Raw genomic sequence first — 24,056 nt, forward strand, 5'->3', positions numbered from 1 at the left:
TTGCGCCTTTTCTTCGAGTGAATAGCTGTCAACCACTTTTGTCATTTCTACCATCGTAGGACGCTAAATTAACTCCACTCTCGGAGCCCTCGGACTTGGCCTCGTGCGACGAGCACTAAATGTAGACTATCGCGTCCTTCTGTCGAAGTTCACACATCCCGCCGAGACCGTGCCGCCACGGACGAAGCTGGCCTGCGCTTGAATTCAATACTGGACGACCGACAAGGTCCGCAAAGAGCGGCAGGTTAGACACATTGAGTCTAAAAGCTGTCAGTCCGCTCGCGGCCCCAAGGTAGCCAGTCGGCAGCGCGCATTTTGCAGCCAAGTGGAACCACTTGGCGCCGCAGAAATGCGGCTATGACAATAGATGGAGCGGGAGTTCACTTTGAACACTTCCCGCTCACGCCGGGCGGCGATAAGCCTGCACTTCGCCCGGCTTGCTCAGGCTCTGCAGGGAGCCAGGTGCGGCGCCGCCGATCCAGCCCAGCACCGAGCGGGCGAGTTCGGCGCCGGCCAGCCGGAAGTTCTCGTTGACGACCAGCAATTCGCTGCGAAACAGGTGCAGAAGCTCCGACGATTGTTTGGACACCACATCGACATCGCGGCCAAGCTTGAGGCCGGCGTCTTCGATGCCGGCGACGATGGCGAGCGTCGCGGCGGCGGCGCTGCTGATGAAACCGTCCGGGCGGCTTTCGCGGCGCATCAGCTGCGCCGTCCGCATTCTGATCTGCTCGATCGAATGATCGATCGAAACGGTGTTGAACGGAATCTCGCTGGCGCCGACCTCGCTCAGCGCATCGGCAAAGCCGGCGAGCGTGTGGCCGTGATAGGTCAGCTCGACCGGCGGCGCCAAGAGAGCCAGCCGGCGGCGGCCGAGGCCGGCCAGATGGCGCACCGCCTCGGCTGCGAAAGCGTAATTGTCGAAATCATGATAGGGATGGATCAGCCCCATGTCGGTGCGGCCATGCGTGGCAAAGGGGATGCCGCGCTCCAGCATATAACGGGCCCTCGGATCGTTCGGCTGCGTGCGCGAAATGATGACGCCGTCGGCTGAACCGGTTTCCACGAGGTAACGGATCGGGTCGAGCGGATCCTGCGAGCGTGAATAGGGCGTCACGATCAAGTGATAGGGCGTATCGGCAATGACTTCCGAAACACCGTAGATGATGTCCGAGACAAAGCTCATGATCTCGTGCTCGGTGTTGAGCACCAGGCTGATGACATTGGTCTTGCCGGTGCGCAGGCGGACGCCGGCACGGTTGGGCCGATAGCCGATTTGTTTGGCGACAAGCTGGACGCGACGCCTGGTCTCGGCGCCGATCTCGGGCGCGTCCTTCAGCGCGCGCGACACGGTGGTGACGCCCAGCCCGGTCATGAAGGCGAGCGTCTTCAGTGTCGGCCGGCCCTGCCCCGACGCTTCGTCGGCCTTCTCTTTTTGATGCCTGTTCATTCGTCCCGCCCCGTCAGGCGCATAGCAGTTGCCGGGCAGGCCGGCAATCGGCGGGTACGCCGCGGGCCTTCACCGAATGAGAGCGCTATATACTGAAACGTTACAGATTGTCACTGCCGTCGCGATATCACTGGTGATAGGCGCAAAACGAGCGGTACTCCGGTCGGCGCAAAAAAGAACGATTGAAACGGGCTTTTCCGGGTTTCTGGCGTCGCAGCATCAATTTTTTGCAGTGCAACCTCTCTTGTTGCGATGCGGTAGCTCGACGGGCCAGGTGATTTTATTCGCGCTTCGAAAAAATTTGGCGCCGGATTTGCCTGAGGGGTTGCGCGTCCGAAGCAATTGCCGTATCCAAAATCTGTAACGTTTCAGATTCTGGGAGGAACGAAATGCGATACCAACTCATGACTGCTGCGCTGGCATTGACGACCGCGCTGCAATTCGCCGGCCCGGCGGCCGCGACGGATCTGGAAGTCACCCATTGGTGGACCTCCGGCGGCGAGGCGGCAGCGGTCGCCGAACTCGCCAAGGCTTTCGACGCAACCGGCAATCACTGGGTTGACGGCGCCATCGCCGGCTCCGGCGGCACAGCGCGGCCGATCATGATCAGCCGCATCACCGGCGGCGACCCGATGGGCGCGACCCAGTTCAATCACGGCCGGCAGGCGGAAGAATTGGTGCAGGCCGGGCTGATGCGCGACCTCACCGATCTCGCCACCAAGGAAAAGTGGACGGAAATCGTGCAGCCGAAGAGCCTGCTCGACGGCTGTACCCTCGATGGCAAAATCTATTGCGTGCCGGTCAATATCCACTCCTGGCAGTGGCTGTGGCTGTCGAACGCCGCCTTCGAAAAAGCCGGCGTGCCGGTGCCGAAGAACTGGAATGAATATGTCGCTGCGGCGCCCGCGCTTGAAAAAGCAGGCATCCAGCCGCTCGCGGTCGGCGGCCAGCCCTGGCAGGCCTCCGGCGCTTTCGACGTGCTGCTCGCGGCGGTCGGCGGCACCGATGCCTTCCTCAAGGTCTATAAGGACAAGGACGCGGAATTCGCCGCCGGGCCCGAAGTCGCCAAGGTCTTCAAGGCCGCGGACGACGCCCGCAAGATGGCGAAGAACACCAATGTGCAGGACTGGAACCAGGCCACCAACCTGGTCATCACCGGCAAGGCCGGCGGCCAGATCATGGGTGACTGGGCGCAGGGCGAGTTCCAGGTTGCCGGCCAGACCGCCGGCAAGGACTATACTTGCCTTCCGGGCCTCGGCCTCAACGAGATGATCGCCACCGGCGGCGACGCTTTTTACTTCCCGCTGCTGAAGGATCCCGAAAAATCGAAGGCGCAGGAAGTGCTGGCCCACACGCTGCTTGATCCCAAGACGCAGGTCGCCTTCAATCTCAAGAAGGGTTCGCTGCCGGTGCGCGGCGACGTCGACCTCAAGGCGGCGAACGACTGCATGAAGAAGGGCCTCGAAATCCTCGCCAAGGGCAATGTCATGCCTTGGACGGACCAGTTGCTTTCGCAGGATACGCAGAAGCAAAAGGAGGATCTGTTCTCCGAGTTCTTCGCCAAGCAGGACATGACCGTGGAAGATGCGCAGAAGCGCTTCGCCGCCATCGTCGGTTCGGCCGATTAAGCGATCGATCAAGCGCCTCACTCCCGCCCCTGCGAGCGCAGGGTCGGGAACTCGGGTCAAGACCTCTTGACCCTCCCGCCCTTACCCGATCCAGCGCGGTTGTGCAGATGAGCAAGAGCGAACGCCCCAGCCAACTCTTTCGCAACCTCAATGCGAAAATCGCCTCGATCCCAATGATCTTCACCGCGCTGGTGATCTTTGTTGGCGGCACCGTCTGGACGGTGTTCTATTCCTTCACCAATTCCAAGTTGCTGCCGCGGCTGCACTTCGTCGGTCTCGACCAGTATTACCGGCTGTGGGCGACGCCGCGCTGGCTGATCTCGATCGAGAACCTGCTGATCTACGGCGTGCTGTCGCTGGTGTTCTCGCTGGTAATCGGTTTCCTGCTTGCTGCCCTGCTCGACCAGAAGATCCGGTTCGAGGACACATTCCGGACCATTTTCCTCTATCCCTTCGCCCTGTCCTTCATCGTCACCGGTCTCGTCTGGCAATGGCTGCTCAACCCCGAGTTCGGTGTCCAGGCAGTGGTGCGCAGCCTCGGCTGGACGAGCTTCAGCTTCAATCCGCTCTATGATTCCAGCATCGTCATCTACGGCATATTGATCGCCGCTCTCTGGCAAGGCACCGGGCTGATAATGTGCCTGATGCTGGCCGGCCTGCGCGGCATCGACGAGGATATCTGGAAGGCCGCGCGGGTCGACGGGATACCGACCTGGAAGACCTATCTGTTCATCATCATACCGATGATGCGGCCGGTCTTCATCACCACGCTGGTCATCGTCGCCTCCAACATTGTTCGCGTCTACGACCTTGTCGTCGCCCAGACCAGCGGCGGGCCCGGTATCGCCTCCGAAGTCCCGGCCAAATATGTCTATGATTACATGTTCTTCGCCCAGAACCTCGGCCAAGGGTTCGCCGCTTCGACGATGATGCTGCTGTCGGTGATCATCGTCATCGTGCCGTGGGCCTATCTCGAGTTCGGAGGCAAGAAGCGTGTCTGACCATGCCGTCTCATTGCCTGCCATTGGCGGCGCCGGCGGGCTCGAAGCCTACGGGCCGAGCGGACCGAAGCCGCGCCACACGTTCTCGCGCCGCAACATCTTCCTCTACGGCACGCTGATCGTGGTGGCGCTCTACTATCTTTTGCCGCTCTACGTCATGGTGGTGACATCGCTTAAAGGCATGCCTGAGATACGCCTTGGCAACATCTTCTCGCCGCCGATGGAGATCACCTTCGAGCCCTGGGTCAAGGCCTGGTCGAGCGCCTGCACCGGGCTCAACTGCGACGGGCTGTCGCGTGGCTTCTGGAATTCGGTGCGCATCACCATCCCGTCGGTGATCCTGTCGATCGCGCTCGCCTCGGTGAACGGCTATGCGCTGGCCAACTGGCGCTTCAAAGGGGCCGACACTTTCTTCATCATCCTGATCGTTGGCGCCTTCATCCCGTATCAGGTGATGATCTATCCGATCGTCATTATCCTGCGCGAGGTCGGCCTCTACGGCAGCCTCAGCGGCCTGGTGATCGTCCATTCCATCTTCGGCATGCCGATCCTCACGCTTTTGTTCCGCAACTACTTTACCTCCATGCCGGAGGAGCTGTTCCGGGCAGCGCGTGTCGACGGCGCCGGCTTCTGGGGCATCTATTTCCGCATCATGCTGCCGATGTCGCTGCCGATCTTCGTCGTCGCCATCATCCTGCAGGTGACCGGCATCTGGAACGACTTCCTGTTCGGCGTCGTCTACACCCGCCCCGACACCTATCCGATGACGGTGCAGCTCAACAACATCGTCAACTCGGTGCAAGGCGTGAAGGAATACAACGTCAACATGGCAGCCACCATCCTGACCGGCCTGGTGCCGCTGATCGTCTATTTCCTGTCCGGAAAATTGTTTGTGCGCGGCATCGCCGCCGGCGCGGTGAAAGGATGATGGCGATGAACGCAAACGGCAGTGTTGAGGTAAACGGCAGCAGCGGGGCAAACGGCACCAGCGTCTCGATCCAGAACCTGTCGCTGAATTTCGGCGCGATATCGGTGCTGCAGACGCTCAACCTCGATGTCGCAGAAGGCGAGTTCATCGTGCTGCTCGGCCCGTCCGGCTGCGGCAAGTCGACCCTGCTCAACTGCATTGCCGGGCTGCTGGACGTTTCCGAAGGCCGCATCTTCATCAAGGGCAAGAACGTCACCTGGGAAGAGCCCAAGGATCGCGGCATCGGCATGGTGTTCCAGTCCTACGCGCTCTATCCGCAGATGACGGTGGAGAAGAACCTGTCGTTTGGGCTGCGCGTTGCCGGCCTCGCCAAGGACGAGATCGCCAAGCGCATCGCCCGGGCCGCCGAGATCCTGCAGATCGAGCCGCTTTTGCATCGCAAGCCGGCGGCTCTGTCCGGTGGCCAGCGCCAGCGCGTGGCGATCGGGCGCGCACTTGTGCGTGACGTCGATGTCTTTCTGTTCGACGAGCCGCTCTCCAACCTCGACGCCAAGCTGCGCGCGGAATTGCGCGTCGAGATAAAGCTGCTGCATCGCAAGCTCGAGAACACCATGATCTACGTCACCCACGACCAGATCGAGGCGATGACGCTGGCCGACCGCATCGCGGTGATGAAGGGCGGCGTCATCCAGCAGCTCGATGCACCGCAGACCATCTATAACCGGCCGGTCAACCGGTTTGTCGCCGGCTTCCTCGGCTCGCCGGCGATGAACTTCCTCGACGGCAGGCTGGAGCAGGCGGACGGCGACTGGCACTTCGTCGCCGAGGATGTACGGATTCCGCTTGCCACCTATGCTTTCGAGAAGGACCCGGTGCCGGGGCCGGCCGTGTTCGGCATCCGCCCCGAGCACGTCGCGTTCAACAGCGGCACGGGATGGCCATTCGCAGCCACGGCAAGTGTCGAGGTCGTCGAGCCCATGGGTTCCGACACGCTGGTCTGGCTGAAGCTCGGCGGCCAGAATTTCACGGTACGGGTGACAGCCGAGCGCACGCCAAACAACGCCGAGGCGGTCGGCATCGGTTTTGATCCGATGCGCGCCTCGCTGTTCGACGCCGCCACAGGTAACCGCCTCTAGAGCAGATCTAGCCACCCAAGACTCTTCCATTCCCCCCAAGACTCATCCCCCCAAGACTAACCATCCACAAGAAAACGGACAGAGACGATGAACTGGTCATTCCAACTTTACAGTGCCCGCAATTTCCAGCCCTGGGAGGGCGTGCTCAAGATGCTGGGCGAGCTTGGTTACAGCCAAGTCGAAGGGTTCGGTGGTGTCTATGACGATCCCAAGGCATTCCGTGCGGAACTCGACAAGAACGGGCTTGCCATGCCGACCGGGCACTTCTCGATCGACGCGCTCGAGAAGGATTTCGACGGCGTGCGCAGGACGGCCGACGCGCTCGGCATCACGCTGCTCATCTGCCCGTTCCTGAACGCCGAGTTCAGGCCGGCTGACACAGCCGGCTGGCGCGGCTTCGGCGAACGCCTGGCCAAGGTCGGCGAGACGGCCAAGAAAGCCGGCTATGGCTTTGCCTGGCACAACCATGATTTCGAGTTCAAGGCGCTCGCCGACGGCTCGGTGCCGCAAGACCACATCCTTTCCTCCGCGCCCGACATCGGCTGGGAGATGGATGTCGCCTGGGTGGTGCGCGGCGGCGTCGATCCGCTGCCCTGGATCGAGAAGCACGGCAAGCGCATCGTCGCCGTCCACGTCAAGGACATGGCCAAGGCGGGCGAGGGCCTCGACGAGGACGGCTGGTCCGACGTCGGCCACGGCACCATCGACTGGCCCGGCCTGATCAAGGCGCTGCGCGCCAAAAGCGCTGCAAAATACTACGTCATGGAACAGGACAACCCCAACGACATCGAGCGCTTCGCCCGCCGCTCGATCGCAGCCGCCAAGACCTATTAGGAGCACACCAGCATGGCAACAAAACTTGGCATCGGCGTCATCGGCTGCGGCAACATCTCGAAGGCGTATTTCTCGCTGGCGCCGCTGTTCCGCGGCATCGAGATGCGCGCCTGCGCCGACATCAACATGGAAGCGGCGAAAGCGCGGGCAGAAGAGTTCAAGCTGCGCGCCGAGACCGTCGAGGGGCTACTCAAGGCCGACGATATCGACATCATCGTCAACCTGACCATTCCGGCGGTGCATTACGAGGTGTCGAAGCAGATTCTCGACGCCGGCAAGCATGTTTATTCGGAGAAGCCCTTCGTGCTCTCGGTCAAGGAAGGGCTCGACCTGAAGAAACGGGCCGAAAGCAAGGGGCTGCGCATCGGTTCGGCGCCCGACACCTTCCTCGGCGGCGCGCACCAGCTTGTCCGCGACCTGATCGACACCGGCAGGCTCGGCAGGATCACCAGCGGCACCTGTCATGTGATGAGCCATGGGATGGAACATTGGCACCCCAATCCGGACTTCTTCTTCCAGCCGGGCGCCGGGCCGGTGCTCGATATCGGACCGTATTACATCACCAACCTGATCCAGCTGATCGGGCCGGTGAAGCAGGTCGCGGCTTTTGCTTCGATCCCGATGACGGAACGCATCATCAGCTCGAAGCCGCGCGCCGGCGAAAAGATCCCGGTCTCCACGCCGACGACGATCCATGGCGTGCTGGAATTCGAGAACGGCGCCGTGGTGACGCTCAACACCAGCTGGGATGTCTGGAGCCATGGCCACGCGCCGATGGAGCTCTATGGCGAGGCAGGCACGGTGTTCGTGCCGGATCCGAATTTCTTCGGCGGCGAGGTGCGCTACACCGAGGCCGCCAAGCCGGTGAAGAAGCTGCCGAAATGGCGGCATCCGTTCGGCGTGCCCAACGAGATGCATTCGCATGGCATGATGGCCAACTACCGCACCGCCGGTTTGGCCGACATGGCGATCGCGATCAGGGAAGGCCGGCCGCATCGCTGCTCGATGGAACTGGCGCTGCATGCCGTCGACGTCATGACCGGCCTGTTGCGCTCTGGCGAGACCGGAAAGTTCGTCGCCATGCAGACCAGCTGCGAGCGGCCTGCGGCACTCGGCGTCAAGGCAGCGAAGGAGCTGCTGGCGAAGAAGAAAACCAAGTAGGCGGCGCATCTCCCAAGCACCGCAAAAAGCCTCTCCCCGTTTAAGCGGGGAGAGGCTAAGGGTGGGCCGAACTCGACTTGCCCGTCATCGCGGCGGCAGCCGTCGGGCTCGTTTCGATATGAGGATTTTCCATGCCCTATGTTCCCGCCGAAAACCGCTACGAAAAGATGGTCTACAATCGCTGCGGGCGGTCCGGCCTGAAGCTGCCGGCGATCTCGCTCGGGCTGTGGCACAATTTCGGCGACGACACGCCGCATAGAACCAAGCAGGCGATCACGCGCAAGGCCTTCGATCTCGGCATCACGCATTTCGATCTCGCCAACAATTACGGCCCGCCGCCCGGCTCGGCGGAGCGGGCGTTCGGCGAGATCCTGCGGACGGACTTTGCCGGTTATCGCGACGAGCTGATCATCTCGACCAAGGCCGGCTACGAAATGTGGGCCGGGCCTTATGGCGAGTGGGGCGGCCGCAAATATGTGCTGGCCAGCCTCGACCAGAGTCTGAAGCGGATGGGGCTCGACTATGTCGACATCTTCTATTCGCACCGCTTCGACCCCGACACCCCACTGGAAGAAACGATGGGCGCGCTCGATCACGCGGTGCGCTCGGGCAAGGCGCTCTATGCCGGCATTTCCTCCTATAATTCACAGCGCACCCGCGAAGCCGCCGACATTTTGAAGCAGCTCGGCACGCCTTGCGTGATCCATCAGCCGAGCTATTCGATGCTCAACCGCTGGGTCGAGGACGACGGCCTGCTCGACACGCTCGAGGGGCTTGGCGTCGGTTCGATCGTGTTCTCGCCGCTGGCGCAAGGCATGCTGACCGACAAATATCTCGGCGGCATCCCCGATGGCAGCCGCGCCAGCCAGGGCAAGTCGCTGCGCCCGGCATTCATCAACGACAAATCGATCGCCAATATCGAGGCGCTGAACGTCATCGCCCGTCGCCGCGGCCAGACGCTGGCGCAGATGGCGCTGGCCTGGGTGTTGCGCCGGGGCAGGGTGACGTCGGCGCTGATCGGCGCCAGCCGGCCGGAACAGGTCGTGGATTGCGTCGAGGCGCTGAAGGCGCTCGACTTCAGCGATGCCGAGCTCGCCGAGATCGACACCTTTGCCCGCGAGTCGGACATCAACCTCTGGGCGGCGTCGGCCGAGCGCAAGGGTCCGCCAAGGAAGTAGGCGACTCCGGCATCCGGCCGCCGAAGGGCGACTGCTTCCGGGACGCTGAGCATGGAATGGCCGGGCAGCCGTGGAATGAAAGGCCGGATGCGTATCGCAAGAAGGTCGTTTTCGACCGATCCGGGGTTAGGCGATGAATCAGGAAATCCGGCTTTTTGGCGCTATTGCGGTCCGCCCCGCCGTCCTTGCTCTCATATCCCAGTTCGAAACGGCCACGGGGTTCACAGTTGCGGTCAGGTGGGAGCTCAATCCGGCAGTAAAGAAGCAGATTGAAGCTGGGGAAGCTCTTGACATCGTCATCACCAATCCGAACCTGGTTCAGGATCTGACCGCCTTGGGAAAGGTCAAGGCGGGAAGCCAGGTAGCGTTCGGCCGGATAGCAATGGGAGTGGCGGCCAAGTCAGGCAGTCGACCGCTCGACATTGGGTCCGTGCAAGCATTCGAACAGGCGTTGAAGAGCGCCAGATCGATCGCCTACGCCAGTGAAGGAACCAGCGGTGGCTACTTCTCCGGTTTGCTGGAACGGTTGGGGATAGCGGACGAGGTGAAGCCCAAGCTGGTGGCCATACCAGGAGGGCAGACAGCGCCGGCCGTGGGCCGTGGGGAAGCCGAGTTGGGGGTCGTTCCCGTGACTTCGATTCTCGCGGCCGCTCCCGAGGTCATGCTTGTCGGTCAGTTTCCGGCAGAACTCCAAAGTTACGTCGACTTCGCCATTGGCATCAGTGCCGGTTCAACGAACGCAGAAGCTGCCGAGCAGCTGTCGGAATTTCTGATGTCGGCAGCCGTTGATGACATCCTGGCGGCAAAGGGTGTCGAGCGCCGCTAGAGCGTGCGATGAATCACGCCACAGGCACGCTGGAGATTCCCTGCTCAAACAGGTTTAACTTTCGGCTGCCTTGAGGTTCCGCGCGGCTTCTTCGAGTGCGGCTCTGTCGTTGCCGAGCCTGTCGATCAGCTCTTGCGCCTGATCACCGGTTATCCCGGTGCGCATCGCCAGTGCCTCGACTGTCAGAACGTCGGAACTGGCGATCACTCCAGCGGGACCGCGATCCGCGTCGTCGAGGTCAAGCTCTTGCTTCGCCTGCTGCCAATGACGCTCATGCGCGCCATCCGGGCGGCCCTCGCGCATCCAGATTTCATAGGCTCGTTGCCGAATCTTTTCATGCCGATCGTTGTCCATGACGGCTCCTCCCTTGTGGCGTTTTCACCAACGCGGGGAGCGCCGGAACGATCCGATGTTCAAGCCGATTTCGCACACATGCCGGACAAATCCCGGGTTCTCACAGAACAAACACCGGACAGAATCGTTTTGCCGAGGAACCTGTACAGTGGGCCGACCGTTGAGCCGAGCCTTCCGCAAAGGAGATTACCATGGCCGACGACCCGAACGAATCCGCAGCACCGAAGATGACTCAACGTGAAGCTCAGGAAGCCCTGGAGAAGCAGGTCGCGCAGCTGAGGCGTGAGATCAACAAGATCAATCGGACCTTGGCCGAACGCGCGGAAGAGACGATCGAAGAGGCCGGCGACTGGTATGACAGCGCTGCTGACCGCGCGTCCCGGACGGCGCAAGCCCTGCGCAACAGGGCGCAAACGGTTTCCGGGGTCGTCCAGGAGAATCCTGGCACAGTATCGTCCGCATTCATACTCGGAGCGGCAGTAGGGGCGCTACTGGGCCTCACCTTGGCCGCCACAGACCAGCGCCGCGATCGCTGGTTCTAGTCCCGACCCCAGGTTTTGGGACAGAAACAGCGGGATTGCTCCCGCTGTTCATTGGTTCAGCAAGTGACGCCGGTCAGGGCGTCGCCGGCTTCTGCGCCGTGCCGAGGGCTTTGGGTGCTGCGGGCACGGGCGCTGCCGTTTTCATCTTCTCCTCGATCCAGCCGGTGTAATTGGCCAGCCGCGTGTAGATGCCGTAGGCGTTCTTGTGGCCGCAGGCGGTGCCGCCGTCGGCCGGACCTTCGCCCCAGCTGACGACGCCGACCTGCACCGGACCATCGGCGCCGGTCATGAACAGCGGTCCGCCGCTGTCGCCATTGCAGGCGTCGCGCTCGCCGCTGGCCGTTCCGGCGCAGATCATGTTGCCGGTCAGCGGATCCGCCATGTCGGCAGCAATCGCGTTGGCGGCCGCCTCGATGCCCCTTTCCGAATAACGCATGCGGCGGGCGAGCTCGCCGAGCGCTGCTTTCAAATCATGCGCATAAATCGCCTTGATGCCGCTGTTGCAGGTTGCGTTCGGCTGGAGGTCCAGGTCGGCGACCATCAGCGCGGTGGGAAATGTTCCGTCCTGCATCTTGCCCCAGCCGGTGACTGTCGTCTTGCCGGCGTCGGGGGTCGGCTCACTGGCAATTTTGATGGTCGGGGCATCGGCCGGCTCGGCCAGCCGGATCAGGCCGAGATCGTTGTCCAGCGTCTGCTCGCTGTAGCCCTCGTTGACGATGATCTCCACCGCCTTGTAGCGCTTGCCCTCGCTGAGATCGGTGGCGCCCGTGAGCACGGTGACCACATCAGGCGAAATCGGCTCGCCGTCGTCATTGAGGCAGTGCGCCGCTGTCAGCACCCATTGCGGCGCGATCAGGCTGCCGCCGCAGAACTGCGCATTCGCCTGCGAGGCCGGGCTTTTGTCCAGCTTGCCCGTGGTCAGCAATGCCACCTGGAACGGGTACGCGCCCGTCTCGGCCTGCTTGCCGCCGTAGACGCGATCGGCGCCGTCGGGGTTCTCCGCCCTGGCCTTTGCCCTGGCCTCGGCCACGCGTTTCATCGGCGAGATCGCCGCCTCCGGCCGGGCGGCCGCGTCCGTGGCATGAACGGAATCAACGACCGGCAAGGCCGCCGCGATGCCAAGCAGCGCGGCGGCGGCAATCGGTCTGAACCTATGGATGATCTTCACCTCGAACCCCCTGAGACAATATTCCGACAGGTCAGCCACGGACGCATGATCCACTGAAATGGAACCGGCCGGTGAGATCATGCTCCAAGGCGGAGCGCGATCCGTCACAAAACCGAGCACCACTTTTGCTAATCGTGCTGTCGAACCAAGCCCGCCCAAATCCTATAGCCCCCCACGGGCTATGTGAAAGCAATTTGTCATTGCCAATGTTGGATTAATTTAGGCAGTATACCGATGCGGGCATTTTTGGCGGGGACCTAAACTGGCTGCACTGAATAATGGCCCGGTAAAGGCGCCGGCAACCAATTTCATTTTTCGTCACCACCACGATCTCGACAATATTTCTCTATCTTGATCCAGTCCTTGCTGACTTTTGGGAGAGTCTCACCATGACAAAACTGACACATAGCATTATTGCGTCCGCGTTGCTTTCCACCGCAATGTGGGCGGTTCCTGCCTTGGCTGCCGATCCAGGCTCCGCCAATGCCGGCAACGGCGAAAGCATGCGGGACGTGACATCGGGCGATTACAAGCCCGGCCGGGCGAAACCGATCGCCCCGCCGAAACTGACCGACGACGAGGCCAACCGCGCCGCGCCGCTCGCCGACGAAGCAACGGCAGTCAAATCTTATGGCATCGTCGGCCGCTCCGCCGATGGCAAGGACATCAAGATCGACCCGAACGAGACGCTGAAGGACCTTGTCATCAAGGAAATGAACGCGCCCGCCGACGGGCAGAAGTCCGATAATTCCGGACTAAGCGGAGGCGAAGAGGCCGGCCGCCAGGTGTTCGGGACGGACGACCGCGAGCAGATCAAGAATACCAAAACCTACCCGTTCACCGCGATCGGCTATCTCGAAGGCAAATCGAAGAGCGGCAGCTATGGCAGCTGCTCGGCGACACTGATCGGCCCGCGCACGGTGCTCACCGCGGCGCACTGCCTCTACAGCCACGAGGACAAGGCCTGGCTCGACGATATCCTGTTCGTGCCGGCTCTCAATGGCAAGACCGCCGACGACGCTCCGTTCGGCGCCTTCACCTATGAAAGCGCCTATATCGTCCAGGGCTTCATCGACAATTACCAAGGCTTTTACGGCTCTGTCGTGCCGTGGGATCTCGGCATCGTCACTCTCAAGCAGGATGTCGGCACCAATCTCGGCTGGCTGGGCTATGCCAACTATGTGGATCTCGGCGATTTCACCGCCAACATCATCGGCTATCCCGGCGACAAGCCGATGGGCACGATGTGGAAGGCGACCTGCGAAGTGCACGCCGAAAACATCGCCACCGAGTATTTCCAGTACGACTGCGACACGTATCCAGGTTCGAGCGGCAGCTCGGTCTATGCCTATGACAATGGCTCCAAGCAGCGCGTCATCACCGGCGTGAACGTGGCCGAGAGCCCGGATGCCAATACCGCCGTGCGCCTGAACGCCATCAACGTCCAGTGGATCAACAGCCTGTACAAATAGGCCTGCAGAGTGCGCGCCGCGATCATCGGGGCGGGTTATCTATTTTAGCGGCATTTCTGCGACGCCAAATATGATCACACTTGGCTGCAAAATGCTCCAATCAAAGCCGGCGGCGGAGCATTTCCGTCGCCGGCTTTCGCATTTTCGGGGATTATCTGGATTGGGCCGGGGGTGGCGCCTGGCGGACATAGTTCTCGATTGGCAGGGCGAAGGTCGGCGAACCGGCCTTGCGCTCCTTGTCGATATAGCCGGCAAAATAGCTCCAGAACGAGGCGGCATAGTCGCGGAAATACGAGTCGGCGACCTGACGCGAGCAAAGCCTGCCTTCGACGCAGAAGGAAAGACGGTTGAGGAAATAGACGATGCGGTCGAAATTGTCGCTGAACTCGGCAAGCGGCATGTCGCCGCCGGTTGCGCTCATCGCCTCGATGCCGATGCGTTGCCGATAGACCTGTTCCTCGGTCGGCGTGGGATTGGCGCTGAGCAGATTGCCGTATTTGGCATTGAGCGTCGCCAGGCGTTGCTTGAGGGCCCGTTGCGCCTGCTGGTAATCCTTGCTTTCCCAGAGCTCGACCAGCGACATCGTCTGTTCGACACGCTTCTGCTCCTGGTTTGCCAGGAACTGGTAGACCGAAAAGATCAAGGTGAAGATGATCGCCAGCCGTACCAGCAATCCGGACCAGGCATAGACAAGCATGCGCCAGTCGCGATCGGTGAACGGGTTCGCCTCCTTCTTGACCTCGTGATTGCTCACCCAAGGCAGGCCTTCGACGGTTTCCGGCAGTGACGCCGGCTTCTTTTGCGGTACCGGCGCCGCCCCTGCCTGCTGCGTTGCGTCGCTCCCTCCTTTCGTCATCCGCAGCTGTCCAGCTCGATGATGGCTGACGGGTCGAGCACGATGCCCGGCGTCTCCAGCTTCTTCTTCAGGCAATCCAGCTGCGCCCGCGAAACGATGAACTGCACGTCAGGCTCCACCTGCGGCTTGCCAGGCGACGGCAACGGCTCGACCACGCCGCGTGAGGTGCAGCTGCTGAGATCGACGACGACGGCGGTGTTGCCGGTTTTGGCGATCTGGTCGTACTGATCGAGAAAGCAACTCGCCAGTTCGGAGTTGATGACGACCTCCTTGGCGCAAAGGCCGCAAGCCTCGTCCGCCGAGGCATTGGCGGCCAGCAACAGCCCGGCGACAAGGCCGGCGGTTGTTGCGCGCCACGAAAATACCATCCTGTTCACGAACGCCCTCATCCGTTCCGTTCGGCCGCCGACAGCGGCGGTCGAAGAATGTTCATTATCAGCCGATCAGGCAAGAGGCCTGGCCGGGCGCTTGATCCCGCCTCAGGCGCGCGGCACCGTCTCCATCGGGAAGATCATCACGGCGCCCTTCGATGCCTTGTCGTCGGTGAGCCGCATGGCCGACCGCGTCGCCGGCGCCATGCCGATATCGGCCAGCATATCGGAGAAACTTGGCTGTCCCAGTCCGCGCGTTACCGAGACAACCCCCGCTTGCGCCAGGAAGCTCAGGTCCTGCTTCTCGCTCTGCGGCGGCGCCTCGGTCAAGACGGCGATCATCTGCTCCATGCCGAAGCTGGTGTCGGTGAATTTGAACAGGCCTTCCTCGAGCACGGCGCCCTCGGTCAGGCGCTCGGCAAGAAAATGCTGGATGGAATAGTCGGAGCCGACATAGAGCACGTTGATGTCAACCAGGTTGGTCGAGCCGTTCCAGACCAGCACATGCACCTGATCGTCGGGCGAAACACGCGGCACCGTCGACGGCTCGATAGGCTGCAGCGCGTCACTGTCCAGACGCTTGATCCGGAACTCGACGTCGACCTCTTCCGGCCGATAATCCGAAGCGGCGGCCAGCCTCGACAGGCCGATGGCGCGGAAGATTTTCGTCAGGTTCCTGGCCGCGGCGTCGATCAGCTTTTCGCGGCCGTCCGGATGAATGACGATCAGCGGCGGCTTGCTGCCATCCTTGAGCGTCATGTCGCCCGAAGCTGGCAGGAACCACAGCGCCGGCGCGTCGGTGGCGTCTTCTGCGGCGCCGGCAATGGCATTCTCGCGCAGCACGGCGAGACGCAGATCTGCGCTCTTGCCCGGCTCGACCAGCGCGATGTGGAACCCTGAGTTCTCCCTGGCCGCCAGATCGTCGAGAACCGAGTTCGCCAGCGCAGCCTCTTTCTCGAGGCCTTTGGCCGCTGCCGGCCGCGCGACCACGAGCTTGTAGTCGACGGCGAGCTCGGCGAGCCGGGCATAGGCATTGGCGGGGATGTCAGCCAGCTTGAGCGCCGGCTTGCCGCCGAACTCGACCGGCTGGACCCGGCTCTCCAGGTTCTTTGCCGATCGCACCTGGAGATAACCAAGCGCCTCGGACAGCGGCGACAGCGCCGACGGCAAGATTGCCAGCTTGCTGCCGGGGGTGAGGCGATGCAGCAGTCCGGCGCCGATGGTGGCTTTGTCGTCCTTGACGACGATCGGCCATTGCATGACCGCATCGGTCTTGTCGGTGCCGAAGACGCGTGCGTCGAGTTCTCCCTCGAACAGCGGCGTTGGCCGGGTGCGGCCGTCCGCCGAATATTGCTGCAGCACGGCCTGGCCGAGCTGGCGGTAGGTGATGTTGGGGTTCTCGCCCAGTTTCGACAGGATGGTGAAGGTGAACAGCCCGAAACGCGGCGCATCGGCCGTGCCCTTGGGCAGCGGCATCTCAGGCGTCGTCTCCACCGTCTGCGCCGCGTAGAAGGCGACCAATTTACCCTTGGTGGTCGGCTCGGCGCCGGTCGGCGCCAGCTTAAAGGCCGGCTTGCGCTGCCCGTCCTCGTCAAAGCCGCGCGGCGCGGCCGACGCAATCCCGTCATAGGCTTTCACCGCAGCCGCCCTGGCAGCATCGTCGCCGCCGACCAGATCGGCGAACTCGACCTTGCGTTCCAGCTCGTCGTCGACCTCGGCGGCGCGCGTCGCCGTGCCGGAATGGCAGCAGTCGAATACGGCCCAGATAAAGGCGCCCTTGTCGCGGATGGCGTCGAGTGCGGTGCCGATCTCGTTGTCGACCAGCGCATTGGGCACGCCCTGTTCGCGGTTGACCCATTTGTCGATGTCGGACGGCAAGAAAATCTCGTCGAGGCCGTCGGTCTCGTCGCCCTTGGTCGCCGCGGGCTGTTGCGCGCCGTGACCGGACAAATGCAGATAGACGAAATCATCACGCTGGACCTTGGCGGCAAGATCGGCCAACGCCGCCTTGATCGCCGCATGTGTCGGCGGGCCATTGGTGCCTTCGACATCCTTGGCGAGTAGCGTAACGTTTTCGGCCAGGAATTTCACCGGCGCGGGCGTGTTTTTCAGAAGGTAGTCGCGCACCAGGCCGGCGTCGTTCTTCGGTCCGATCAGCCAGTTTTTCTTCGGCAGGTTCGGATAATCGGTGCAGGCAACAAGCAGCGCATGATAGGTGCGCGCCGCTGCGAATGCCCGAAACGGCACCAGGCCGGCGGCGGCCAGCGCGGACGTGCCGGCAAGCAGCGTCCGCCGTGTCACTTTGATCATGATTGCTTCCCCAAGCCCGATCGAATTTCCAAGCACGGCCAGCCTGGCCGAGGATTTTGTCAGTATTTTGAATATGACGCCGCCAGCCAGCCGACCACCGGCTGCGAATAGAAACAGTAGCAAAAATGGCCGTTCGTCGCTATCTCAGTGGACGAGGCCGGATTGCATGCGAACTGGCAGTGATCGGCACAGAGCGGCTTGGAACAGGATCATGGCGGCAAGGGATGTACTGACGAAGAACCAGCTTTGCGTTCTCGAGAAACTCGAGGCCGCCAGCGGGCCGCTCAGCGCCTATACGTTGCTCGACCAACTGCGCGAGCGCGGTTTTCGCGCGCCGCTGCAGGTCTACCGGGCGCTCGACACGCTGGTGAAGTCCGGCTTCGTGCACAGGCTCGAAAGCCTCAATTCCTTCGTCGCCTGTGCCGAGCCGCACGACCACAGCCATTCGATGACGGCGTTTGCCATCTGCGACAGCTGCGGCCAGGTGACCGAGTTCTCCGACCACGATGTCGGCCACCGGCTCGACGAATGGGTGCGCTCGACCGGCTTCGCCGCCAAGAAGGCGGTGATCGAGTTTCGTGGGACTTGTGCGAAGTGTTTGGCTGAAGCGGCTTGAGGGCTTACTAAGCCGCGAGATGCTGGCGGGACAGCGCCCCCCTCTGTCCTGCCGGACATCTCCCCCGCAAGGGGGGAGATTGGCAGCTTCAATTTCACCGCCCATTTTTGCAACGCCGACGGTTGGCGAAAGCCGGGGCGACATCCGATCTCCCCCTTGCGGGGGAGATGTCCGGCAGGACAGAGGGGGGTGGGAAGGATCGCGACTTAGCCGGCTGCAGACGGGACGTTAATGCGCCTCTTCCCAGTTGTTGGCGGCGCGGGCGTCGACGTGCAGCGGCACCGACATCGATACCGCCGGCATGGCGGCGTTCTCCATGACGTGGCAGACGACGGGAATCGTCGCCTCGACCTCGGCTTCGGCCGTCTCGAAGACCAGTTCGTCATGCACCTGCAGCAGCATGCGGGCGGAAAGCTTCGCCTTCTCCAGCGCCTCGTCCATGCGGATCATGGCGCGACGGATGATGTCGGCGGCGGTGCCCTGCAGGCGTGCGTTGATCGAGGCGCGCTCGTTGAACGCCCGGATCGAGGGGTTTGACGATCTGATCTCCGGGTAGTGGATGCGGCGGCCGAAGATGGTCTCGACGAAGCCGTGCTCGCGCGCATAGGCCTTGGTGGCGTCGATATAGTCGCGGATGCCGGGGAAGCGCTCGAAATATTTCTTGATGTAGTCACCGGCTTCTTCGCGTGCGATCGACAGCTGGTTGGCGAGGCCAAAGGCCGAAATGCCGTAGATGATGCCGAAATTGATCGCCTTGGCACGGCGGCGCACTTCCGAAGGCATGCCCTCGACCGGCACGTTGAACATTTCCGAGGCGGTGATGGCGTGGATGTCGGCGCCGTCGGCGAAGGCCTGCTTTAGCTGCGGGATTTCGGCGACATGGGCGAGCACGCGCAATTCGATCTGGCTGTAGTCGGCGGAAACCAGCTTGTTGCCCTTGTCGGCGATGAAGGCCGTCCTGATCTTTCGCCCCTCGACGGTGCGCACCGGGATGTTCTGCAGATTGGGATCCGAGGACGACAGCCGGCCGGTCGTCGTCGCGGCAAGCGCGTAGGAGGTGTGGACGCGCTTGGTGTCGGGATGGATGAAGCCGGGCAGGGCATCGGTATAGGTCGATTTCAGCTTGGTCAGCTGGCGCCAATCGACGATCTTGCGCGGCAATTCGTGGCCTTCGGCGGCGAGGTCTTCGAGAAGCTGCGCCGAGGTCGACCATTGGCCGGTCTTGGTTTTCGAACCGCCGGGCAGGCCCATCCTGCCGAACAGGATGTCGCCGAGCTGTTTTGGCGAGCCGATGTTGATGCGCTCGCCGACCAGCTGGTAGATCTCGTCCTCGAGCCGCGCCGCACCTTGTGCCAGTTCGCCGGAGAGCCGCGACAGGATCTGCCGGTCGACGGAGATGCCGCGTTGTTCCATCCGTGACAGGACTGGCACCAGCGGCCGTTCCAGCCGTTCATAGACCGAGACCAGGCCCTTGGCGGCAAGGCGTGGCTTCAGCACCTGCCAGAGCCTGAGCGCGACGTCGGCGTGCTCGGCGCCGTAAGCCGTCGCCTTGCCGAGGTCGGCCTGATCGAGGCCGACGAAGTTTCTTCCCGAACCGGCCAGTTCCTTCAGCGGAATGGTCGCGTGGCCGAGCCATTTATCGGCCAGCGCCTCCAGGCCATGGCCACCATGGGTGCCGGCCTCGAGCACGTAGGAGATCAGCATGGTGTCGTCATAGGGGCCGATCTCGATGCCATGACGGCTCATGACGACGAGGCGGTATTTCATGTCGTGCACGATCTTGAGGACAGATTTGTCCTCGAGCAGCGGCTTGAGCAACGCTAGTGCGTCGCGGATCGAGATCTGGTTGTCGACCGCGCCGCCGCCGAGCAGGTCGCCATTGCCGTTTTTATGGGCAAGCGGCACGTAGGCGGCATGGCCAGGCGCGACGGCCATGGCAAGGCCGATCAGTTCGGCCCGCATCGGATCGGGCGAGGAGGCCTTAACGTCGAAGGCGACGATGCCTCTCTCCATCGCCTCGGCGATCCAGGCCTTCAGCGTCGCGGCGTCGCGGATGCAGGCGTAGGCGCTGGTGTCGATCTTGCGGGCGGTGGCAGCCTCCAGGCGAAGCGCCGAAAGCAGGGATGGGGTGTCGCCTTGCCTGGCTGCGGCCGGGGCTTCGAGTGCCGCTTCGTCCGACGGCGGTGCGCTCTCGGCGGCCGCGGGCAGCCCAAAACCCATATCGGGGCCATGCGCGGTATCGGCACGCTCTATTGTGACGGGAGTGGCCGCAACGTCGCCCGCGTCGGTTCCCGTCGCTTCGGCCACGCGGCGGGTCAGCGTCGAGAATTCCATGGTCTTGAGAAAGCCGATCAGCCTGGGGCCGTCCGGCGCGTGCAACACGAACTCGTCGAGCCCCTCGGTCACCGGCACGTCGTTCTTCAGCGTCACCAGGTCACGCGAGATGCGCGCCTTGTCGGCATTGGCGATGATCGATTCGCGCCGCTTGTCCTGCTTGATCTCGCCGGCGCGGGCGAGCAGCGTATCGAGGTCGCCGAACTGTTCGAGCAATTGCGCCGCCGTCTTCGGCCCGATGCCGGGCACGCCCGGCACATTGTCGACCGAATCGCCGGTCAGCGCCTGCAGGTCGATCATCTTCTGCGGCGGCACGCCCCATTTCTCGATCACCTCGGGAACGCCGATCTGGCGGTCCTTCATCGGGTCGTACATGGCAACCGTTGGGCCGACCAGTTGCATCAGATCCTTGTCGGAAGAGATGATGGTGGTGTCGGCGCCGGCTTCGCAGGCAAGCCGGCAATAGGTGGCGATCAGGTCATCGGCCTCGTAGCCTTCCGTCTCAAGGCATGGCAGGTTGAAGGCCCTGGTCGCCTGGCGGATCAGGCCGAATTGCGGGATCAAATCTTCCGGCGGCGCCGAGCGGTTGGCCTTGTATTCGGGGTAGAGGTCGTTGCGGAAGGTCTTCGACGAATAATCGAAAATCACGGCGAAATGCGTCGGCACGATGCCGACATCGGTGTTGCGGGCGTCCTGGGTCAGCTTCCAGACCATGTTGCAGAAGCCGAGCACGGCACTGGTCGGCAGCCCGTCGGACTTGCGGGACAGTGGCGGGAGCGCGTGATAGGCACGGAAGATGTAGCCGGAGCCGTCGACAAGGAAGAGATGATCGCCTTTTTTCATGGCACGAGGGATAGCGCGGCGCAGCGCCGCGGTCCATGCCAAAGGCGGCTTGCGCCAAGGGTTCCGGCAACACCCTGACAAATGGCGTGTGAGCTTGGCCGGCCTGGCGGCTTGGCCGGAGCTTTGTTCGCTCACGCCTATGTTACAAAAGTGTAATTTTTGTGCCCTTGAATCGCCACGTTCGCAGACACAGATAAACGCCATCGGCAGTTTTCGCCGAAGTCCGGAGCAAGGCCCGTCCCCCGCCTATCCCGGGCACTTGCGGCAGCCTATCCCCCCTCTCCGGGCTGCCGCATCGTTTCGAGTAAGGCCGCCGTGGTTCCCCCTCCACCACGGCGGCATTTTTTTGCCTTTCGACCCGATCCTGCCCGTGGCCCAACGTTCGCGGGCTTTCCGTTTGGCCGCATGGGCTCTAGATTCGCCGCCAGAATCGAAAGGCCCGCCTATGTCCGCAGTTTCCCCTGTCCTCGACCGCCTCGACAAGAACTTCGACCAGAGCCTGGAACGCCTGTTCGGCCTGCTCAGTATCAAGTCGATCTCCACCGATCCGGACTACGCGGCCTACTGCCGCAAGGCCGCCGAATGGCTGGTCGCCGAGCTCAAGTTGATCGGCTTCGACGCCAGCGTGCGCGACACGCCGGGGCATCCGATGGTGGTCGCGCATCACGACGGGCCGGCAGGCGCGCCGCATCTGTTGTTTTACGGCCATTACGACGTCCAGCCGGTCGATCCGGTCGAGCTGTGGGAAAGCGACCCGTTCGCACCGGCGGTCAAGGAGATCGAGCCCGGCCACAAGGTGATCACCGGCCGCGGCGCGGCCGACGACAAGGGTCAGCTGATGACCTTCGTCGAGGCCTGCCGCGCGTGGAAGCAGGTGCATGGCGGATTGCCGTGCCGAATCACGATCCTGTTCGAGGGCGAGGAGGAGTCCGGATCGCCGTCGCTGAAACCGTTTCTCGAGGCGAATGCGGACGAGCTCAAGGCCGATTTCGCGCTGGTCTGCGACACCGGCATGTGGGACCGCGATACGCCGTCGATCTGCGTCTCGCTGCGCGGGCTGGTCGGCGAGGAGATCACGGTGACGGCCGCCGACCGCGACCTGCATTCCGGGCTGTATGGCGGTGCGGCCGCCAATCCGATCCGCATCCTGGCAAAAATCCTGGCCGACATCCACGATGAGGATGGTCACGTCACCATTCCGGGTTTCTATGACGGCGTCGGGGAAACGCCCTCGCAGATATTGCAGTCGTGGCTGTCGCTGGGCGAGACCGCCGAGACCTTCCTCGGCCCGATCGGCCTGTCGATTCCGTCCGGCGAAAAGGGCCGCTCGGTGCTCGAACTGACCTGGGCGCGCCCGACGGCCGAGTTCAACGGCATCATCGGCGGCTATACCGGCAAGGGCTTCAAGACGGTGATCGCCGCGCAAGCCTCGGCAAAAGTCTCCTTCCGCCTCGTCCACAAACAGGATCCGGCAAAAATCCGCGCCGCCTTCCAGGCATTCGTCAGGCAGCGCGTTCCGGCCGACTGCTCGGTTGAATTCCATCCGCACGGCGCCTCGCCGGCGATCCAGCTTTCCTACGACTCGCCCTTTCTCGCCAAGGCCAAGCAGGCGCTGTCCGACGAGTGGCCGAAGCCGGCGGTGGTGACCGGCAGCGGCGGCTCGATCCCGGTGGTCGGCGATTTCCAGACCTATCTCGGCATGGAATCGCTGCTGGTCGGTTTCGGTCTTGACGACGACCGCATCCACTCGCCGAACGAGAAGTACGAGATGAGCTCTTTCCACAAGGGCCAGCGCTCCTGGGCGCGCATTCTCGAGGCGCTGACACGCTGAAATTGCGTCACAATCAACTTTGTGTTGATTTTTCACCGGATCACGGCAAGGACGGGCACGGCCCGTCGCGTATCGCTGCACGGGGCCGCGACCGGAGAAGACGATGAGCGACATACGTTTCCACAAAAACGATTTGCCCGGCCTGCTGCATTACGATGTCGGGGCGGTCGCTATCGACACCGAGACGCTCGGGCTGAACCCGCATCGCGACCGGCTCTGCGTCGTGCAGATCTCACCGGGCGACGGCTCGGCCGACGTCATCCAGATCGCGCCCGGCCAGAGGAAGGCGCCGAACCTCGTCAGCCTGCTGAAGAATCGCAGCATCACCAAGCTCTTCCACTACGGCCGCTTCGATCTCGCCGTACTCTACAACGCCTTTGGCGTCATGCCGGAGCCGGTGTTCTGCACCAAGATCGCGTCGCGGCTGACGCGCACCTACACCGACCGGCACGGGCTGAAGGACATCTGCTTCGAGCTTCTCGGGGTCGGCCTGTCGAAGGCGCAGCAATCCTCGGACTGGGCGGCCGAGACGCTGTCGCCCGAGCAGCTCGAATATGCCGCCTCCGACGTGCTCTACCTGCACCGGCTGCGCGACGTGCTGAGCGCGCGGCTGGCGCGCGACAACCGGACCAGGGAGGCCGATGCCTGCTTCCGCTTCCTGCCGACGCGTGCGAAACTCGACCTGATGGGCTGGGATGAGGAGGATATCTTCGCCCACAGCTAATGGCCTTCATGATAATTCTACTCCGGCGGCCATCTGGCGCAGTTTTCTCCGCTTCCGGTGCTCACGGACCCAAATGTCCGCTGCGCTCCGGTTCTCGAAAACCACGCCATATGTCTCGCCGGAGCGAATTCTCATAAAGGCCATCGGCCAGGAACCGAGGGCGCTTGTCCCGGCGCTCCGTTCGCTTCACCGGGAGGAATGGAAATGGCTGCGCGAAAACCGATCGAAACGGCACCCAAGGACGGTTCCAAGGTCACCGTCTACTGGCAGGATAGGGACGGCGTGATGAACGAAAGCATCGCGCAATACCGTTCGCTCGACCGGCTGAAGGCGGCCGGCGGCGACTGGGACGAAAGCGACGCCGGCTGGTGGGCCTATACGGACGGCCATACGCAAAAGAAGATCGAACCGATCAGCTGGCGGCCCGCCTCCGACGACCCGGACGCGGACGACTGAGGGTGGTCGCAACCGTCGAACTGAAGTGATTATTCTG

Annotated in this window: 21 protein-coding genes; 14 read left to right on the top strand and 7 right to left on the bottom strand. The window is 62.8% G+C overall.

Annotated features, from left to right (window positions below; genetic code table 11):
• Window positions 1–400 precede the first annotated feature (400 nt).
• Window positions 401–1,450: a LacI family transcriptional regulator gene (locus NKH63_RS20040; RefSeq protein WP_352918502.1), complete on the bottom strand. Its 1,050-nt coding sequence runs from the start codon at window positions 1,448–1,450 to the stop codon at window positions 401–403.
• A gap of 389 nt (window positions 1,451–1,839) precedes the next feature.
• On the opposite strand from NKH63_RS20040, the gene NKH63_RS20045 reads away from it, so the two are divergent.
• The 8 genes from NKH63_RS20045 (at window position 1,840) to NKH63_RS20080 (ending at window position 10,142) form a co-directional block, all read left to right on the top strand.
• Window positions 1,840–3,078 (top strand): ABC transporter substrate-binding protein, encoded by a 1,239-nt coding sequence (locus tag NKH63_RS20045; RefSeq protein ID WP_031194918.1) that lies wholly within the window; start codon window positions 1,840–1,842, stop codon window positions 3,076–3,078.
• Window positions 3,079–3,185: 107 nt separating this feature from the next.
• Entirely contained in the window at window positions 3,186–4,079 is an 894-nt protein-coding gene (locus tag NKH63_RS20050; RefSeq protein ID WP_023721950.1) for a carbohydrate ABC transporter permease, read from the top strand.
• Entirely contained in the window at window positions 4,072–5,007 is a 936-nt protein-coding gene (locus NKH63_RS20055; protein WP_352483609.1) for a carbohydrate ABC transporter permease, read from the top strand. The genes NKH63_RS20050 and NKH63_RS20055 overlap by 8 nt, the downstream gene beginning before the upstream one ends.
• Window positions 5,008–5,012: 5 nt before the next feature.
• Window positions 5,013–6,143, top strand: coding sequence for an ABC transporter ATP-binding protein (locus tag NKH63_RS20060; protein WP_051409752.1), 1,131 nt, complete (start codon window positions 5,013–5,015; stop codon window positions 6,141–6,143).
• Between the two features lie 87 nt (window positions 6,144–6,230).
• Window positions 6,231–6,977: a sugar phosphate isomerase/epimerase family protein gene (locus tag NKH63_RS20065; protein ID WP_352918505.1), complete on the top strand. Its 747-nt coding sequence runs from the start codon at window positions 6,231–6,233 to the stop codon at window positions 6,975–6,977.
• A gap of 12 nt (window positions 6,978–6,989) precedes the next feature.
• Window positions 6,990–8,138 carry a Gfo/Idh/MocA family protein gene (locus NKH63_RS20070; RefSeq protein WP_352918507.1) on the top strand — a complete coding sequence of 383 codons (1,149 nt, stop codon included), beginning with the start codon at window positions 6,990–6,992 and terminating at the stop codon, window positions 8,136–8,138.
• Between the two features lie 131 nt (window positions 8,139–8,269).
• Complete coding sequence (mgrA, locus tag NKH63_RS20075; protein WP_352918509.1) at window positions 8,270–9,316, top strand: L-glyceraldehyde 3-phosphate reductase; 1,047 nt, start codon at window positions 8,270–8,272, stop codon at window positions 9,314–9,316.
• 133 nt (window positions 9,317–9,449) lie between these two features.
• Window positions 9,450–10,142, top strand: a complete 693-nt coding sequence (locus tag NKH63_RS20080; RefSeq protein WP_352918511.1) for a molybdate ABC transporter substrate-binding protein — start codon at window positions 9,450–9,452, stop codon at window positions 10,140–10,142.
• A gap of 54 nt (window positions 10,143–10,196) precedes the next feature.
• Here the strand turns inward: NKH63_RS20080 and NKH63_RS20085 are convergent, their stop codons facing one another.
• A complete protein-coding gene (locus NKH63_RS20085; protein WP_352918513.1) occupies window positions 10,197–10,496 on the bottom strand; it encodes a DUF2934 domain-containing protein in 300 nt (99 codons plus the stop codon).
• A gap of 191 nt (window positions 10,497–10,687) precedes the next feature.
• On the opposite strand from NKH63_RS20085, the gene NKH63_RS20090 reads away from it, so the two are divergent.
• Window positions 10,688–11,038, top strand: a complete 351-nt coding sequence (locus NKH63_RS20090) for a hypothetical protein (protein WP_352592768.1) — start codon at window positions 10,688–10,690, stop codon at window positions 11,036–11,038.
• A 73-nt stretch (window positions 11,039–11,111) separates the two neighbouring features.
• Here the strand turns inward: NKH63_RS20090 and NKH63_RS20095 are convergent, their stop codons facing one another.
• Complete coding sequence (locus NKH63_RS20095) at window positions 11,112–12,245, bottom strand: S1 family serine peptidase (protein WP_352495500.1); 1,134 nt, start codon at window positions 12,243–12,245, stop codon at window positions 11,112–11,114.
• Window positions 12,246–12,595: 350 nt separating this feature from the next.
• Between NKH63_RS20095 and NKH63_RS20100 the strand changes: the two genes are divergently transcribed.
• Window positions 12,596–13,678: a trypsin-like serine peptidase gene (locus NKH63_RS20100; protein ID WP_031194911.1), complete on the top strand. Its 1,083-nt coding sequence runs from the start codon at window positions 12,596–12,598 to the stop codon at window positions 13,676–13,678.
• Between the two features lie 151 nt (window positions 13,679–13,829).
• Here NKH63_RS20100 and NKH63_RS20105 read toward each other — a convergent pair whose 3' ends face one another.
• The 3 genes from NKH63_RS20105 to NKH63_RS20115 all read right to left on the bottom strand — a co-directional run bounded on the left by NKH63_RS20105 (window position 13,830) and on the right by NKH63_RS20115 (window position 17,215).
• The gene (locus tag NKH63_RS20105; protein ID WP_352918515.1) at window positions 13,830–14,534 is read right to left on the bottom strand and encodes a DUF4760 domain-containing protein; all 705 of its coding nucleotides are present in this window, start codon (window positions 14,532–14,534) and stop codon (window positions 13,830–13,832) included.
• Window positions 14,531–14,902, bottom strand: coding sequence for a hypothetical protein (locus NKH63_RS20110; RefSeq protein ID WP_352918553.1), 372 nt, complete (start codon window positions 14,900–14,902; stop codon window positions 14,531–14,533). The genes NKH63_RS20105 and NKH63_RS20110 overlap by 4 nt, the downstream gene beginning before the upstream one ends.
• A 111-nt stretch (window positions 14,903–15,013) precedes the next feature.
• A complete protein-coding gene (locus tag NKH63_RS20115; RefSeq protein ID WP_352918517.1) occupies window positions 15,014–17,215 on the bottom strand; it encodes a caspase family protein in 2,202 nt (733 codons plus the stop codon).
• A gap of 211 nt (window positions 17,216–17,426) precedes the next feature.
• Here NKH63_RS20115 and NKH63_RS20120 point away from each other — a divergent pair, with 211 nt between their 5' ends.
• Complete coding sequence (locus NKH63_RS20120; RefSeq protein ID WP_023721937.1) at window positions 17,427–17,831, top strand: Fur family transcriptional regulator; 405 nt, start codon at window positions 17,427–17,429, stop codon at window positions 17,829–17,831.
• Between the two features lie 228 nt (window positions 17,832–18,059).
• On the opposite strand, the gene polA is transcribed toward NKH63_RS20120, so the two are convergent.
• On the bottom strand, window positions 18,060–21,008 hold the full coding sequence (gene polA / locus NKH63_RS20125) for a DNA polymerase I (RefSeq protein ID WP_352592671.1): 2,949 nt from the start codon (window positions 21,006–21,008) through the stop codon (window positions 18,060–18,062).
• A 445-nt stretch (window positions 21,009–21,453) separates the two neighbouring features.
• Here polA and NKH63_RS20130 point away from each other — a divergent pair, with 445 nt between their 5' ends.
• The 3 genes from NKH63_RS20130 (at window position 21,454) to NKH63_RS20140 (ending at window position 24,019) form a co-directional block, all read left to right on the top strand.
• Window positions 21,454–22,839, top strand: coding sequence for a M20/M25/M40 family metallo-hydrolase (locus NKH63_RS20130; protein ID WP_352592668.1), 1,386 nt, complete (start codon window positions 21,454–21,456; stop codon window positions 22,837–22,839).
• A gap of 103 nt (window positions 22,840–22,942) precedes the next feature.
• Entirely contained in the window at window positions 22,943–23,563 is a 621-nt protein-coding gene (locus NKH63_RS20135) for a ribonuclease D (protein ID WP_031193995.1), read from the top strand.
• 204 nt (window positions 23,564–23,767) lie between these two features.
• A complete protein-coding gene (locus tag NKH63_RS20140; RefSeq protein ID WP_352483601.1) occupies window positions 23,768–24,019 on the top strand; it encodes a hypothetical protein in 252 nt (83 codons plus the stop codon).
• The last annotated feature ends 37 nt before the right edge of the window (window positions 24,020–24,056 follow it).

The organism is Mesorhizobium sp. M0960, assembly GCF_040319055.1.
GTDB lineage: Bacteria > Pseudomonadota > Alphaproteobacteria > Rhizobiales > Rhizobiaceae > Mesorhizobium.